Origin of the sequence: Rodentibacter rarus (assembly GCF_001998965.1) — a bacterium.
GTDB lineage: Bacteria > Pseudomonadota > Gammaproteobacteria > Enterobacterales > Pasteurellaceae > Rodentibacter > Rodentibacter rarus.
This window is the reverse complement of the sequence record NZ_MLHJ01000135.1, coordinates 1-13300: the sequence shown is the minus strand read 5'-3', so window position 1 is coordinate 13300 and position 13300 is coordinate 1. Positions and strand designations below refer to the sequence as shown.

At 39.0% G+C, this 13300-nt stretch carries 24 protein-coding genes and 2 pseudogenes; 24 read left to right on the top strand and 2 right to left on the bottom strand.

Features of this window, described 5'->3' with window-relative positions:
* The first annotated feature begins 51 nt into the window (after positions 1 to 51).
* A complete protein-coding gene (locus BKK50_RS11460; protein ID WP_077418217.1) occupies positions 52 to 351 on the top strand; it encodes a hypothetical protein in 300 nt (99 codons plus the stop codon).
* A gap of 16 nt (positions 352 to 367) precedes the next feature.
* On the top strand, positions 368 to 568 hold the full coding sequence (locus tag BKK50_RS11455) for a hypothetical protein (RefSeq protein WP_077418215.1): 201 nt from the start codon (positions 368 to 370) through the stop codon (positions 566 to 568).
* Here BKK50_RS11455 and BKK50_RS11450 read toward each other — a convergent pair whose 3' ends face one another.
* A complete protein-coding gene (locus BKK50_RS11450) occupies positions 569 to 787 on the bottom strand; it encodes a hypothetical protein (RefSeq protein WP_077418213.1) in 219 nt (72 codons plus the stop codon).
* A gap of 313 nt (positions 788 to 1100) precedes the next feature.
* Between BKK50_RS11450 and BKK50_RS11445 the strand changes: the two genes are divergently transcribed.
* The 17 genes from BKK50_RS11445 (at position 1101) to BKK50_RS11375 (ending at position 9957) form a co-directional block, all read left to right on the top strand.
* The gene (locus tag BKK50_RS11445; RefSeq protein ID WP_077418211.1) at positions 1101 to 1862 is read left to right on the top strand and encodes a protein kinase domain-containing protein; all 762 of its coding nucleotides are present in this window, start codon (positions 1101 to 1103) and stop codon (positions 1860 to 1862) included.
* Positions 1862 to 2566, top strand: a complete 705-nt coding sequence (locus tag BKK50_RS11440) for a PP2C family protein-serine/threonine phosphatase (protein WP_077418209.1) — start codon at positions 1862 to 1864, stop codon at positions 2564 to 2566. Before BKK50_RS11445 ends, BKK50_RS11440 begins: the two co-directional genes overlap by 1 nt.
* Positions 2567 to 2922: 356 nt before the next feature.
* The gene (locus BKK50_RS11435; RefSeq protein ID WP_077418207.1) at positions 2923 to 3537 is read left to right on the top strand and encodes a BRO-N domain-containing protein; all 615 of its coding nucleotides are present in this window, start codon (positions 2923 to 2925) and stop codon (positions 3535 to 3537) included.
* A gap of 94 nt (positions 3538 to 3631) precedes the next feature.
* Entirely contained in the window at positions 3632 to 4069 is a 438-nt protein-coding gene (locus BKK50_RS11430; RefSeq protein ID WP_143529825.1) for a hypothetical protein, read from the top strand.
* An 11-nt stretch (positions 4070 to 4080) separates the two neighbouring features.
* Entirely contained in the window at positions 4081 to 4233 is a 153-nt protein-coding gene (locus BKK50_RS12540) for a hypothetical protein (protein ID WP_158074677.1), read from the top strand.
* Complete coding sequence (locus BKK50_RS12535) at positions 4230 to 4373, top strand: hypothetical protein (RefSeq protein WP_158074676.1); 144 nt, start codon at positions 4230 to 4232, stop codon at positions 4371 to 4373. The genes BKK50_RS12540 and BKK50_RS12535 overlap by 4 nt, the downstream gene beginning before the upstream one ends.
* 10 nt (positions 4374 to 4383) lie before the next feature.
* Positions 4384 to 4884, top strand: a complete 501-nt coding sequence (locus BKK50_RS11425) for a siphovirus Gp157 family protein (RefSeq protein ID WP_077418205.1) — start codon at positions 4384 to 4386, stop codon at positions 4882 to 4884.
* Positions 4885 to 4978: 94 nt separating this feature from the next.
* Entirely contained in the window at positions 4979 to 5347 is a 369-nt protein-coding gene (locus BKK50_RS11420; RefSeq protein WP_143529824.1) for a hypothetical protein, read from the top strand.
* Positions 5340 to 5663 (top strand): hypothetical protein, encoded by a 324-nt coding sequence (locus BKK50_RS11415; RefSeq protein WP_077418201.1) that lies wholly within the window; start codon positions 5340 to 5342, stop codon positions 5661 to 5663. The genes BKK50_RS11420 and BKK50_RS11415 overlap by 8 nt, the downstream gene beginning before the upstream one ends.
* A 133-nt stretch (positions 5664 to 5796) precedes the next feature.
* On the top strand, positions 5797 to 5991 hold the full coding sequence (locus BKK50_RS11410; protein WP_077418199.1) for a hypothetical protein: 195 nt from the start codon (positions 5797 to 5799) through the stop codon (positions 5989 to 5991).
* Position 5992: 1 nt separating this feature from the next.
* Positions 5993 to 6397 (top strand): hypothetical protein, encoded by a 405-nt coding sequence (locus tag BKK50_RS11405; protein WP_077418197.1) that lies wholly within the window; start codon positions 5993 to 5995, stop codon positions 6395 to 6397.
* A 265-nt stretch (positions 6398 to 6662) separates the two neighbouring features.
* Entirely contained in the window at positions 6663 to 7469 is an 807-nt protein-coding gene (locus tag BKK50_RS11400) for a KilA-N domain-containing protein (RefSeq protein ID WP_077418195.1), read from the top strand.
* Positions 7470 to 7668: 199 nt separating this feature from the next.
* Positions 7669 to 8367 (top strand): DEAD/DEAH box helicase family protein, encoded by a 699-nt coding sequence (locus BKK50_RS11395; protein ID WP_077418193.1) that lies wholly within the window; start codon positions 7669 to 7671, stop codon positions 8365 to 8367.
* Positions 8321 to 8989: a hypothetical protein gene (locus tag BKK50_RS11390; RefSeq protein WP_244149462.1), complete on the top strand. Its 669-nt coding sequence runs from the start codon at positions 8321 to 8323 to the stop codon at positions 8987 to 8989. The genes BKK50_RS11395 and BKK50_RS11390 overlap by 47 nt, the downstream gene beginning before the upstream one ends.
* 51 nt (positions 8990 to 9040) lie before the next feature.
* Entirely contained in the window at positions 9041 to 9289 is a 249-nt protein-coding gene (locus BKK50_RS11385) for a hypothetical protein (protein ID WP_143531354.1), read from the top strand.
* 12 nt (positions 9290 to 9301) lie between these two features.
* A complete protein-coding gene (locus tag BKK50_RS11380; RefSeq protein WP_077418187.1) occupies positions 9302 to 9613 on the top strand; it encodes a hypothetical protein in 312 nt (103 codons plus the stop codon).
* 41 nt (positions 9614 to 9654) lie between these two features.
* Complete coding sequence (locus BKK50_RS11375) at positions 9655 to 9957, top strand: hypothetical protein (RefSeq protein WP_077418185.1); 303 nt, start codon at positions 9655 to 9657, stop codon at positions 9955 to 9957.
* Positions 9958 to 10194: 237 nt separating this feature from the next.
* Here BKK50_RS11375 and BKK50_RS11370 read toward each other — a convergent pair whose 3' ends face one another.
* Positions 10195 to 10380, bottom strand: a complete 186-nt coding sequence (locus BKK50_RS11370) for a ribbon-helix-helix protein, CopG family (RefSeq protein ID WP_077418183.1) — start codon at positions 10378 to 10380, stop codon at positions 10195 to 10197.
* A gap of 550 nt (positions 10381 to 10930) precedes the next feature.
* Here BKK50_RS11370 and BKK50_RS11365 point away from each other — a divergent pair.
* The 5 genes and pseudogenes from BKK50_RS11365 to BKK50_RS11350 form a co-directional block, all read left to right on the top strand.
* Entirely contained in the window at positions 10931 to 11590 is a 660-nt protein-coding gene (locus BKK50_RS11365) for a KilA-N domain-containing protein (protein WP_077418181.1), read from the top strand.
* A 131-nt stretch (positions 11591 to 11721) separates the two neighbouring features.
* Positions 11722 to 11820 (top strand): annotated as a pseudogene (locus tag BKK50_RS12995) (translocation protein TolB precursor); the annotation flags it as partial.
* A 55-nt stretch (positions 11821 to 11875) separates the two neighbouring features.
* Positions 11876 to 12145 carry a hypothetical protein gene (locus BKK50_RS11360; protein ID WP_077418179.1) on the top strand — a complete coding sequence of 90 codons (270 nt, stop codon included), beginning with the start codon at positions 11876 to 11878 and terminating at the stop codon, positions 12143 to 12145.
* On the top strand, positions 12135 to 13082 hold the full coding sequence (locus BKK50_RS11355) for a hypothetical protein (protein ID WP_077418176.1): 948 nt from the start codon (positions 12135 to 12137) through the stop codon (positions 13080 to 13082). The genes BKK50_RS11360 and BKK50_RS11355 overlap by 11 nt, the downstream gene beginning before the upstream one ends.
* Positions 13083 to 13084: 2 nt before the next feature.
* Positions 13085 to 13300: pseudogene (locus BKK50_RS11350) on the top strand (hypothetical protein); the annotation flags it as partial.

Below are 13300 nucleotides of genomic sequence, written 5' to 3'. Positions count from 1 at the left end.
TTGGAAGATCATTGACAGTAAACAATGGAAAAGAGAGAAAAGGGGTCAGAAATGGCAACAATCACAATTTTACGCAATGCAAACAAATACAGTGATAATCCTGAAATCCGTAATACCGGTAAAAAAGGACGACTCACAAGAATGTTTGAAAAGTCCCGAAACATTACCGCACTTTGGGAGAAGGCGGTCGTAAAACCAAGCAAGGTTGATAGTGCAATTCACCTTGCCGGCAGAGATAAAAAGCTGGTTGATATTGCCAACTATGGTTACAACAAAGGCAAAGCAACAACAAACACAGTCCGAGCCAAAGAACGCCGACAAATGGGTTGTCGGGAGTTGGTGAGAGTTTAGAAAGAGGAAATCACGAATGAAAGCAACAATTACTGTAATTGAAATTGAAGAAAAACAAGAAAACCTATCTGAAAATGATAAAGAGCGCATTAGACAGGCGGTACTAGGCAGTGCGATAAAGAATATTGAAATACCGTCTGATGAGCTTGCGAGAAGCTTAATTAAAGCATTCGCTTTGCTTAAGTCTGATGTTCAAATAAAACGTAATCCGTTCTAATCAATCTTTCAAATTGTACACACTAAAATCCCCATAACGTTTAGCGTATTCGTTTTGAATTTGTTCTGCCATATCAAAAAATTCAGCAACAATCTTTTCATTTGTTAAAGAATCAGTAGGTTTTCCATTGATTGTGTATTTTTGTTGCAATAATGGCAATGCGTATTTAAAAGCATAACGAAGAGGAATTTGAATGTATCCATTTTGATTGCCAGACATAACTTAATCCTTATTTGCGTTGTGAGAGATTAAATTATATTCCTTAAAGTTGTGAGAGACAATAAGGGCTTGAGCCTTACAAGCATAAAGAAAGGCAACCACCCAAAACGCTCTCAACACCGTACGAAGCAATTTGCCCAATCTTCTTGAATCTACTCCACGAGAGCGGTTTTTGATGGTTTAACCATCATTCCTTAGGTTATTTGCCCACTGTAACAGGTGGGCTTTTTAAAATGTGAATAAGATCACAGTAAAAACCGTATCGTTCTCATATAATAGCTAAATTCGTTAATTGATTCGGTTGGAGTCCTTTATGGAAGAATTTGGTAATTATTGGATTGAAAGGATAGGGGTTATTGGAAATGGTTCTTTTGGTAAAGTTGAAAAAATCAGACTTTATAATCATTCTAAAACACATTTTAAAGAATATGCCTTAAAAACATATTCTCCTGATCCACGTCTTCCTAAAAATGAAATCCAAATGTTTAGGCAGCGATTTGATATTGAGGTCGAATGTCAGTCTAAATGTTTTCATAAAAATATCACTCACATTTGCATACATAATAGATTGCAAAACTGGTTTGTGATGGAATTGGCAGAATGCTCTTTATCTGAAGAACTAGAGAAAGATGATTGTGTTGAAGGAGATAGAAAACTCACAATATCAAAAAAAATTGATATTTTTCTTATGGTATTAAATGGAGTAAAACATATTCACGATATGGGATTTATCCACCGTGATATCAAAGCCTTAAATATCTTAAAATATTCAGATGGTAGTTATAAGGTTTCTGATTTCGGTTTAGTTAAAGACACAAATAGAAGCTCTGCCACCCTAACTGCTATTCGAAAAAATCTTGGCACCGAGAGATACATGTCTCCTGAAATACTAGCAGGCATCCCACATTCTATTCAATCAGATATTTTTGCTTTAGGTGTGCTATTAGAAGATTTGGCACTTACAGAAATATTAGAACCTATTTGGAGAAAATGTACCGAAAGAAAACCTAAAGATAGATATTCTAATGTTCAAGAAATTATCAATGACATCCAAAAACAAAGAGGATACGAATAATGATAAAATTGATTTCTTCAAGTATTTTTTCTTTTCCAAAAAATGAAGAAAGAAAAAATCAAGATGCACTTCTTTCACCTAGTAAACAAGAGGATAAGTATTTATTTGCGATTGCAGATGGAGTGGGAGGATATTTAGGCGGAGAAATTGCCTCTCAAATTGCAATTCAAAGTCTAATGCGAGAGCCACAAAATGTTTTTTCTGATAGCTTAGCTGAAATCAAACAGCTTCCAGAAGAATATCGCCAAGCCTCCACCACGCTAACATTTGCGTATCTTACAGAAGAAGGATTACATATTGGACACATTGGTGATTGTCGTTTATATGTAAAAGAAGGCAATAAACTTCGTCAAAAAACAAAAGATCACACATCGCATCAAAAGCTACTAGACGAAGGGATATACACTAAGAAAGAGCTCAAAGAATTATCTGGAAAAAACATCATTACAACGGCAATTTCTACTCAAGTAGAGATGATACCTGATAAACTGTTCATCCCGATTGATGAACTGAAAAATGAAAACAACGAAATTTTTATCTACATTATGTCTGACGGAGCCCATCATTTTTGGGAGCATCGCCCACGCTTTTCAGATAACACAATGAAAAGTGTAACAAGATTTGCTGCAGCTTTACAAAAACGAATAGAAAAAGCCCCAATAGACGATTACTCTTTAATCGCTATTCAGTTTAAGGTTGAATGATAGTAGAAGGCTCATACATTGAGCCTTTTTATTTGACACCGCCCCAAATTCAGACTAGACTATACCCACTTTCAACAGAAAGTCGGGAATTGGCGTTCCTGAATTGAGTGGCGGTTATGAATAGACAGTCGCCTAAAGCGACTTTTTTTATAACTGAAATCTAGTCAAATTAATACTTTCAAAGGAAGGATCAAATTGATCCACCCTTTTAGAAGTTGTCAATGATGAGCTAGATAGGAGTTCTGAAAAGAACTGCAGTAAGCACCGCTCAACTGTAACGCCAATCCTGTCTAGTTCATCACCAGTAATTGGCGTTGCTTGTGATGAGTGTTAAAACTTATTGAGCGGAGTCTTGTATGACAACTTTAACTTTCCAAAATAAACCTATTTCAGTTACAAATTATCAAAATCAAATCTGGCTAACAGTTTCAGAACTTGGAAAAGCCTTAGGCTATTCTGATCACAGCCGAAACGTAAAAAGTATTTACGAACGCCACGCAGACGAATTCACCTCAAATATGACCGCACTTATTGATATGAAAACCGCAGGCGGTATGCAAAAAGTACGGATTTTCAGCCTGCGTGGTTGCCACCTAATCGGAATGTTAAGCCACACCAAAGTCGCCAAAGACTTTAGAAAATGGGTACTGGATATTCTCGACAAAGAAACCGCACAGCCAAAACAACTCGCTTTGCCTGAGCCTGATTATCGTGTCGATCACATTTCCCAAAGCGAAGAAGCATTAGCCCTTTTCATCAGAATGTATAGCTTTTGTTTCCAAGCTCACGAAATGCAAGAAAAACTACGTGGTACTAACATTCCAAAACAAATGGAAAATGAGATTGGCGGGCAGTATCTCTACAATTTCAAATATCCGCTTGAACAAACAATGGCAAAAGCCAAACGGTTTATTCAATCTAATACCGAACGATTGGCATTAGTCAAAGCCTTTCACCAGTTACTTGATTAAAATTTAATTAAAACCGACCGCACTTTTCCCCGTGAAAATCGTGTGGCGGTTTCTTGCACCCTAAATTCAGTAAATTGATTAAAAAGGAAACAATATGAACAAACGACAAAAACGCCGTAAACGGCAACAACGAAACCAAACCGCTATGAGAGCTAAAAGCGTATTTTTTAGCGAATTACAAGCGCACAACGAAGCTAAACACCCCGATTTTAATCTCGAAGAAAAGGAAAACGAAGGTATGAAAAACCACCAACTTACACAAACACTGAAAGGCGCATTCTATGTTGCCATTATTGCTTTAATTGCTCTTATCGCTTTATGGCAATGTCGCCCCGCTTTTGCCAACCCCACTGACTGGCACAACAACGAAGTCAGCGAGCAAATCAGCCGACAGGCCCGAGCCGAAGCCCGAAAACTTTGGCGTGAGGAAAACGGAGACTGGCAACCGAATTTAACCCCACAGGCGGAACAGGAACTCCTCCACTACACCGCACAAAAACAAAAGGAAATTGACCGCACTTTTAAACAATAGGAGCAAACAAAATGAGACGAATTTGCCCGCCACATCAATGCGCAAGCGACCACGATTATTACGACCAGTTTGACGAACCGCAAGGTAAACCCGAACCGGATATTTACGATTGGAAAGATGAGAATGACTACAACGGCGAGGTGGTATGGGAGGTGCGGCAATGAGTAACGAACCAAATGAACACATTGAAACGAAACAAGAACTGCTCAATGCGATAAGAAACTGGCTTTGGCAGGAACGAATTACACCGGAAGAGCTACAAGCCGAAATCGAATTTATCCAAGACAATCCCCTACCATTCTAAGGAATAAAAAATGAAACTTTACGAAATCACAGAACAGTACGAAAACATTGCAGAATTACTCAATAACCCTGAATTTGCTGAAAATGCCGATGTTCAAAAAGCGTTAGAAGCCATTCAAGAAGATTTTAATCAAAAAGCCGAACGAGTGGTACACGTTATCAAAAATGCCGAAGGCGATATTGAAGTGATAGATGCGGAAATCAAACGTCTGCAAGCGATGAAAAAGCAACGTCAAAACGGTATTGAAGGCATTAAAAACTATCTCAAGTTGAATATGGCGAAAACCGATACCGAAAGCATTAAATGCCCGTTATTCAACATTTCCTACCGTGAGCAAAAAGAAAGTGCGGTTGAATTAGATGATGATTTATTCCTTGCCAACAATATTGATGAAGATTTGGTAAATGTGAAAATCACGCCAAATAAAACAGAAATCAAAAAGCGCCTGAAAGCCGGTGAGGCTGTCATTGGGGCAAAACTGGTTGATACTCAGGTATTGACGATTAAATAATTACCGCTCTTTTTGAAGTTTAAATAAAGTTAAAGTTAGGTAAGGAAATATGCTAAACTTATTGAAAAAATTTATATCCTCTTGGAGAAAGTTTGTGAATCGTTTATTTGCTCGACTTAGCAATGTTGAAGGAATGAACGCAAGATCTAACGTTATTGTTAGCTTGCTTTGGCTATTCTTTTTAACGCTTGCCTCAACTATTACTTACGGCATATTCGGTGAAAAAGAAATCTTGCTATATTTTCTGATAGGTGCGTTGATTACTGAATTAATAAGTATCATTGTTGCTTATTTTATCTTTGCATTCAAAGACCCTGATTGTTTAAGATCAGAAACTTATACTTTATCTAAGTTAGCGATTGAAAAGGGGCAGATAGGAGATAATCAATCAGGTTTAATTGATGTTAGTCAGGCAAAAATTATTGAGGCAGATTGTTCAGTAAGGGATGGTAGCAATGGTTAAAAAATTTATTATTCTTGTCGATGAGGATTTCAATAAAGAACAACGTAATGCTATCACTAACTTCTTTAAAGGAAAGTATGCTTATTGGCACTGGATTGGTAATGTTTGGTTAATTACAACAAAAAACGAAACAGATACTGTAAATACTATTCGTGATGAACTCATCAAATTAACCAATCGTGGAGCCATTTTAGTCATCAATGCCTCAGAATCATCAGGATGGGCGGCATTTGGTCAAAAGAAAAAATTTACATGGATGCATAACAGCTGGAGTAAAAAACCTGAATCTTTTCCTGAATCGGAAGATAAATTTTAATATTGACAAACCGCTCTAACTCGGATTAAGATAACCGCACTTTCAACAGAAAGTTTACAGCCACTTCAATGTGGCTTTTTATATAAATCCTTATTTCACAAGGGATTTTCATCACTCAAACAAGGTATTTCATATGACTAAAACGCCACTGCTTGTACCTAAAAAGGTTCGCAACGTTTCAGCGAAACAGTACTTAAACGAAGCGAGAAAATCCACAGTAAGTAACAACATCCAGAATGTTACTTTTGTTCCACCTAAAATCGGCTCCGGTGGTTATGGTTCATTCCAAATCACCTATAAAACTCCACAACTTTGTCCATTGAGATAGTATGAATCCAAAGCCACAAACAGACGCTCAACTTCTCGCCACAATGCGAGATTTAGTCAAAGTACAACAAGCTAATCAAGCTGTGAAAGAAAAAGAATTAGCTGTTGAACAAGAGCGTATAAAATCCAATGAAAAGATTGCATTGGCAAGCATTGAGGCACAAAAAGGCGATAGAAACGAACAAATAAAAGCGGTTTCCAAAATGCACACACAACGCAATATTATTATTGGCGTTGTTATTATTGCGGTTGTTGCCATTATTTTTGTGTCAATGTTTACAGATAATACTGCTTTTGCTCTAGAGGTGCTTAAAATTGGTGGTGCATTATTAGCTGGTTATATTGCAGGTTTCGGACGTGGTAAAACAACCGCACTAGAACAACAAAGACGAAACGAAGATGAATAAATTTTCAAAAACCCTGTTGCAATCAACGGGGTTTTGTTTTACTATCCGCCTCAAGGTGTAGAAACCTAATGTTCAAGGCGGATAGTTCACTAATCGCCACAAGGCGATTTTTTTGTATCCGTAATCCTGACTATGGTCGGGAGGGCGACTAATACAATACCACAAGGAAATACGTCCAGCCCTTACCTTGAACGGGGTTTTCTAACCTCCTGACCGCCTTTGTAGAAAGAGGCTTGTGTAAAACAAATAGTTCGAGGATTATTTTATGTCAAATCTAACCATTCTTGATACATCAATTCGTTCACAGGAAAATCTTTTCTCTTTAAATGATCTTCATCGTGCAAGCGGTGCTGAAGATAAACATCGACCTACGTTATTTATGCGTAATCAACAAACCAAAGAACTTATTGATGAAATCAATTTTCAAAATACCCAAAGATCAAATTCGATCTCTGGCAAAACACCACATTTGGTTGCTAGTAAAATTATTCGTGGTGGGGCAGATTTAACTGTTCGTGGATACTGGGTTTGCGAAGAATTGGTACTCAGTTACGCAATGTGGATCAGCCCGAAATTTCATTTAGTCGTGCTACGGGCATTTTTGGCAATGCACCGCAACGAACCGAAACAACTCGCTTTGTCGGAAACCCTCACACCTGAAGAACAACGCCAAATTCAAAATGCCGTAAAAGCTACTCACGAACGCACAGGCTTAAGCTATGGTGAAATTTGGGCAAGAGCCAAAAATAAATTCAATGTTGCAAAATACGAGCAAATCCCACGTTCCCAGTTAAGGGATGTGCTTATCTATATCGCCTCAATGTCTGCCATAGCGGTCAAAAATCCAACACTATCATATTCCTTGCTTTATCCACTGGCGTTGCTTTATTACTATTCAGCCGAGTTCCACGATTCAATGGTAAAACAGAAAGCAGAGGAACCTAAAATGTGGGGATTACTCAACCGCCAATGCCGAACAATGGATCGAGTAAGGCTTGCTATTTCAATGTTAGCAGAAGAATTGCCTGACCCGGAACACAAAGCTGATATTCTTGCTTTTCTAGAACCGTAAAATTTAACCAAAACCGACCGCACTTTTTTAAGCCTGCGGCGGTTTCTTGCACCCTAAATTCAGCAAAAGGACGAAAAAATGTTCAAGAAAGGTTTAAAAATTGTGCTTGCCGTGTTTGTGATTGTCAGCGCATATCAACTGGATCTTACCCACGACTACGATGGGAAAATTTCTCACCTTCAACAATAAGGAAAAAATAATGAGCATAGCTACCTTAATACTTGGCGAAAGCGGAACCGGTAAATCAACCAGTTTGCGCAATCTCGATCCGAATAAAACATTATTAATTCAATCCATTCATAAACCCCTGCCATTCCGCCCTAAAGGTTGGCAGGTTTTTGATGGCGCAAAGGGCAATATCTTTGTAACAGACAATGCCGATGAAATCTGCCATTACATGGCGAAAACACGGCGTGACATTATCGTGATAGATGATTATCAGTACATTATGGCAAATGAATTTATGCGCCGTGGCATGGAAAAAGGCTACGACAAATTTACCGACATTGGCATGAATGCGTGGAAAATATGCGATTTGGCAACCAAGTTACCACCAAATAAGCGAGTTTATATTTTGGCACACACTCAAAGCGATGATTTTGGGCGAACCAAAATAAAAACTATCGGGAAGATGCTCGATGAAAAAATCACCCTCGAGGGAATGTTCACGATTTGCCTACGCACACAAGTAAAAGACGGTATGTATCAGTTTACCACACAAAATAATGGTTCTGATACCGTAAAAAGCCCAATGGGATTGTTTGAACATCCCGTCATTAATAACGATTTAGCAGAAATCGACCGCATTATCTGTGATTACTACGAGATTTCATCCGCAGAAGAAAGTGCGGTTGAAAAAACAAACGAAAATCCAACCGAACCAACAGGAGAAAATTAGTATGGCCACAATGTTTACTTACAACGAAGAACAAGCTGTTAAAGGCGGACAGTCTAACTTTATCAGTGAAACCGGCGCTTACATTGGAAAAATCACCGAAGCTAAATACACCAAATCACAAGGTGGCGCACAAGCTATTGAGTTTTCAATCGAAACTGATGATGGACAGCAAGGCAATTATCTTTCCGTCTATTACAGAGGTAAAGATCAAAAAGAGATTGCCGGCGGTATCAATATGATACAGGCCATTATGGGCGTAACCGGCGTAAAAGAATTAACCGTTCGAAGACAAGGTAATGATGACATTGCACCGGAACTTACCAATAAGCGTGTTGGATTGTTCTTGCAAAAGGAATTAATCACAAAAAATGATGGCTCAGAGAGCTACCGTTTGCAAATTATCTGCCCATTTAGCCCGGCATCACAAAAAACACTGGCTGAACATTTAAACGGTGAAGAACCGAAACGCATTCAGTGGCTTCTTAATCATACACAGGATAAAGACAGCCGTGCGAAGAACCCACCACGCCAAGAGCAATATCAAGCTCAACATCAATATTATCAATCCACTGCGCCGGCACCACAAAATAACAGTGGATTTGATGATGACATCCCATTCTAAATTACACCGCCCACTTAACCGTGGGCTTTTTATTACCCCAAATACAACAGGATGAAAAATATGGGTCGAATAATCACACAAACTGTAAGAGTAGATACCGAAGTTGAAGTCGATATCGATCTTGATGATTTAGATCTTTTGGAATTTATGCCTGATATTACCTTGAAAGAATTTTTTCGTCACGAATGTGGCGAGCTAACCTTTGTAGCTCTTGAAGCAATGCGTGAGTTGCGAACATTACAAGGTGAAAAATCCAACCTTATTAAAATCATGGAAGAATTAACTGGTGCTTATGTTTAGGAGAAAGAAAACGTGAACGAAATACACATCAGCCTACCCTATTCCTTTTTCGCTGAGTTGTTTGGTAAGTACATCCACGACAATTTTAATCACAGAAAACCGAATAGACAGCGAGCTATTGAGCAAGTAAAAAAATACTGGCTACTCTTAGATGTCGAACAACGAGAGTTCATCATCAAGCAGGCGACAAAACAAGCCCGTTACTATGATGAATTTAAAGAATTGTTGGATTGGATAGAAACACGCCGCAATCAATACCAACCGACACCACAACCGCTTAATGATTTTGTCGAGTTACCGGTTGTTGATACAAACCGCAATTAACCGAACCGCTCTTATGGGCGGTTTTATTTTGGAGAAACCAAATGAAAAACTACTTTTCAATGGATACTTATGAAAATCCGGCAGAAATTAGATTCCACGACACATTAGAGCAAGCCAAAGCAGCCTGTTTGGAATGTGCTAAAGCCGCCTTTGACGAGGCGTGCGAAAATGGTTCTTTTGATGAAACCGCATTTGAGTTCAACAATGCGGTTTTCGGTGTTGTATTGGGGAGGGCTGTAATCAGAACAAGACCGACAACAGAGGAAGAAAAGGAACATATGATTGATGACGACACCGGAAAGCCATTTGAAGCCATCGCACTGCCGCCTGAAATTGTTGAATAAAAATTGGAAGTTTGAGCTGAAACGCCAAAAAGAGAATGAAAAATGGTGGGCTGACTTACAAAGACAACTAACCGAAAGAAACAAGGAATAGCTATGGAAACAACTGATGCGGTAGTAGCAATAGTCGCAATCATTGCTTACGTTGTGTTAATTATTAAAAGCTAACCCACTCAATGCAGTGGGTTTTGTTTTGCAAAAATTTGACACCCACCGCCCTTTCGGATTAAAAAAGAGGCATTACGCCCCTTTTTGAGATTTGAATAATTCAACCGCCTGAATAATCAGTTGGTTTTGAGGGATATTTAATTGATGGCTCAATTGCTCAATTTCCGCAATTACCGAAAGCGGCAGTTTGTAGGTTTTTGCTTTAACGCCACGCTTTTCATCGCTTTTTGCGACAATTTCAGCCATTGTTTTTGCCATAATAAACACCTTGATTTTCTTGCTCAGATTGATTAGTATTGAAGTCGCAGGGGGACACTTCCACATATCCCCCCTTGAGTTAGTCTAGTAAGCCGGTACGCTTACTAATAATCCGACTAACAGGATAATGATGAGAAGTACAGGTTTCATCATTTACCTCTTCAGGGTTGCCCCAGTTTCTACAAGCTGGGGTTTCTTGTATCAAGTCCCTCACTTGATGAGTCTAATTATAAGTGTACTAATATTTATTGCAAGCACTTTTATCGTTTTAAGTCTATTTTTTTACTTTACAACCGCCAATTCTAGGATTAAGATAACCGCACAACAATTCTTCTAGCGGCTATCCGCACCCGACAGCATAGCGGTTTTTTTATGCCTAAAATTTGCAAAATCCTTAAAAACCCCAGATCTGGGGTTTTCAATGGACGGGTCGAGAGAGCCTAATACAATACCTTCGGGAAATAAGCTCCGCCGTCTAGAAGCGGTTGTTGAAGCCCGTTCAACCCTACAAAAGTTGAACGAATATAAACAAACTTCTAGGGGCATAAAAATGTCAAATTTAACTATTCTTAAAACATCAATCAGTCAATTAGACAACCTTTATAATCTAAAAGATCTACATCGTGTTAGTGGAAATGAAGCTAAACACGAGCCATATCGTTTCGTTCGTTTAGACACAACCCAAGAGCTAATCGAAGAAATCCAAAAAGAAGATCCAACGGCACAACCACTAAAAACCTTACGAGGTACACACGGCGGAACATACGCTTGCGAAGAACTCGTACTTGCTTACGCAATGTGGATCAGCCCGAAATTCCATTTAGTCGTTCTACGGGCATTTTTGGCAATGCACCGGAATGAACAACAGCAACTTACTTTGCCCGAACCACCGAAAATGTATCAGCGTGATTTAACCGAAAAGGAAATGCAAGATTTCTGTTGGGCGTGGTACGCATTGCGCAATTACATTGAGCTGACCGATAAATTACAAAAACAATTTGGCGGTTTCGGTGGCGATTATGCCCGAGCAATTCGTCAATTAAACGAACGCTACGGCAATCTTCCGCAAGACATCTTGCCTGCATTACAACGGATAACAACCGAATTTAATCAAGACATTACGCACGGCAACGGCTGGAATCGCATTATCTACAACGTGCGACACCCTAACGCCATCATCCGAAGTGGCGGATTAGTTCACCTATTCTAAAACCTAACCAAAACCGACCGCACTTTTTTAAGCCTGCGGCGGTTTGTCTCACCCAAATTTCAGCAAAAGGACGAAAAAATGTTCAAGAAAGGTTTAAAAATTGTGCTTGCCGTGTTTGTGATTATCAGCGCATAACGATTAAGCGTGATGAGCCGATTATCGAAAAAATCAAAGATCGTGTTGGTGTCGCCCAAGACTATTATCAACAGCTCATTCAGAAAATGAGCTAATTCCATTCAGAACCACAACGCCCACTTAACCGTGGGCTTTTTTATAGGTAATGTTATGTCAAAAAACAAACTTCAGCATTTAAACGATCACCTTTTCGCTACCCTGGAGAGGTTAAACGAAGAGGGGCTCAATTCGGAACAAATTGATGCCGAAATCAAGCGTTCAAAAGCCGTGGCGGATGTCAGCAGTCAAATTATTGATATTGCCAGAGTCTCGTTAGAAGCGGAAAAACTTAAAGCGGATTATTTAGGCAAAGACTCTGTACTACCTGCCTATTTTGACTATCAACCCCCAACAGCTTTAGAGGTGAAAAATGCAAATTAACCCGATTACTGAAATGAAAACCGAATGCGTGATTGCCGATGTTTTAACCCAAGAAATCAAGCAAACCGGTTCCCGTTTGATAAAAATGCGGGAAAATTTGAACGCTTATCATCAACGCCAGGTTAATGCTACACCACCGACTAAAAATAAATTCGTGAATCAAACAAATATTGGCGGATTTGCAGAAGACGACCCAAGAGAGCGAATTATTTTAGATTGGGCGAAAGTTCATTACAAAGACTATACCTCCATCAATACCTTTCCTTTTCATCAATATGATGTAAAACCCAAAATCACTGCGGGTGTAGTTTATCTTTGCCTCAAAAAACATTCATTTATCCAACAAAATGAAACCACCGAATATCGGGTGATGGATGCTTATTTCCGATTTAACGGCAACCTACAATATATGTGTGAGGATTTGGGCTTAACGGTATGGATTGTAGCGAAAACGGTTGAAAAACTCGGCTATTCTCCCCGTTGGCACGAATATCGGGAAAGTCGCTATGCCACCCGCAGTAGTTCCGGCACATCAGCAGAAATGAAGTTTAAGCAGCTTGTTCCTGAGGCGGTCGATATGAATGAAGATTATCGTGAAAATAATCCTGTTTACGATTTTATCGTTAATGAAAAAACGGTTGACGTAAAAGAGCTCACGGCTCTTTTACGAAAAGATAGTAAACAGCAGTACTATGATTTTAAATTCCCTAAAAACGATGAGGAACGTGCTGATTTTTATTGCCTTTTCCTGTGCCACGATAAACAAGCCAGAATGAAAGGCTCGTTTGATGTGCTATTAATCCCCCAAGAAGCCCTACCGATCAACAAAGGGCAAACGCAAATATCTGTCAATGAAACCGCTAATTCACACAAATTTTTCTACCAATTCCAAGTCGATCCGACTTCTCTCGCTTATATGTTGGGATGTGAGCCATAACAATGAATACCTTTAATGCAAAAGACAATGAAATCATTGACGGCATAAAGAAACTGGGTGCAAAACACGATAATCTCATTGCATTTAGTGACTTTGTAGAAATAACGGCTTGCGCAATATCCAAGCCGTTTTTCGATCTTGATAGTCAATATTTCGCTATTCAATCCCGATATTCAGACGATGAAATGAGGATGTTTCAAAATATGGCATTTCATTTG

Excerpts from the sequence above, each read along its gene's own strand:
- BKK50_RS11460 (WP_077418217.1), top strand. The coding sequence starts at position 52 with ATGGCAACAATCACAATTTTACGCAATGCAAACAAATACAGTGATAAT.
- BKK50_RS11455 (WP_077418215.1), top strand. The coding sequence starts at position 368 with ATGAAAGCAACAATTACTGTAATTGAAATTGAAGAAAAACAAGAAAAC.
- BKK50_RS11450 (WP_077418213.1), bottom strand. The coding sequence starts at position 787 with ATGTCTGGCAATCAAAATGGATACATTCAAATTCCTCTTCGTTATGCT.
- BKK50_RS11445 (WP_077418211.1), top strand. The coding sequence starts at position 1,101 with ATGGAAGAATTTGGTAATTATTGGATTGAAAGGATAGGGGTTATTGGA.
- BKK50_RS11440 (WP_077418209.1), top strand. The coding sequence starts at position 1,862 with ATGATAAAATTGATTTCTTCAAGTATTTTTTCTTTTCCAAAAAATGAA.
- BKK50_RS11435 (WP_077418207.1), top strand. The coding sequence starts at position 2,923 with ATGACAACTTTAACTTTCCAAAATAAACCTATTTCAGTTACAAATTAT.
- BKK50_RS11430 (WP_143529825.1), top strand. The coding sequence starts at position 3,632 with ATGAACAAACGACAAAAACGCCGTAAACGGCAACAACGAAACCAAACC.
- BKK50_RS12540 (WP_158074677.1), top strand. The coding sequence starts at position 4,081 with ATGAGACGAATTTGCCCGCCACATCAATGCGCAAGCGACCACGATTAT.
- BKK50_RS12535 (WP_158074676.1), top strand. The coding sequence starts at position 4,230 with ATGAGTAACGAACCAAATGAACACATTGAAACGAAACAAGAACTGCTC.
- BKK50_RS11425 (WP_077418205.1), top strand. The coding sequence starts at position 4,384 with ATGAAACTTTACGAAATCACAGAACAGTACGAAAACATTGCAGAATTA.
- BKK50_RS11415 (WP_077418201.1), top strand. The coding sequence starts at position 5,340 with ATGGTTAAAAAATTTATTATTCTTGTCGATGAGGATTTCAATAAAGAA.
- BKK50_RS11410 (WP_077418199.1), top strand. The coding sequence starts at position 5,797 with ATGACTAAAACGCCACTGCTTGTACCTAAAAAGGTTCGCAACGTTTCA.
- BKK50_RS11405 (WP_077418197.1), top strand. The coding sequence starts at position 5,993 with ATGAATCCAAAGCCACAAACAGACGCTCAACTTCTCGCCACAATGCGA.
- BKK50_RS11400 (WP_077418195.1), top strand. The coding sequence starts at position 6,663 with ATGTCAAATCTAACCATTCTTGATACATCAATTCGTTCACAGGAAAAT.
- BKK50_RS11395 (WP_077418193.1), top strand. The coding sequence starts at position 7,669 with ATGAGCATAGCTACCTTAATACTTGGCGAAAGCGGAACCGGTAAATCA.
- BKK50_RS11385 (WP_143531354.1), top strand. The coding sequence starts at position 9,041 with ATGAAAAATATGGGTCGAATAATCACACAAACTGTAAGAGTAGATACC.
- BKK50_RS11375 (WP_077418185.1), top strand. The coding sequence starts at position 9,655 with ATGAAAAACTACTTTTCAATGGATACTTATGAAAATCCGGCAGAAATT.
- BKK50_RS11370 (WP_077418183.1), bottom strand. The coding sequence starts at position 10,380 with ATGGCAAAAACAATGGCTGAAATTGTCGCAAAAAGCGATGAAAAGCGT.
- BKK50_RS11365 (WP_077418181.1), top strand. The coding sequence starts at position 10,931 with ATGTCAAATTTAACTATTCTTAAAACATCAATCAGTCAATTAGACAAC.
- BKK50_RS11360 (WP_077418179.1), top strand. The coding sequence starts at position 11,876 with ATGTCAAAAAACAAACTTCAGCATTTAAACGATCACCTTTTCGCTACC.
- BKK50_RS11355 (WP_077418176.1), top strand. The coding sequence starts at position 12,135 with ATGCAAATTAACCCGATTACTGAAATGAAAACCGAATGCGTGATTGCC.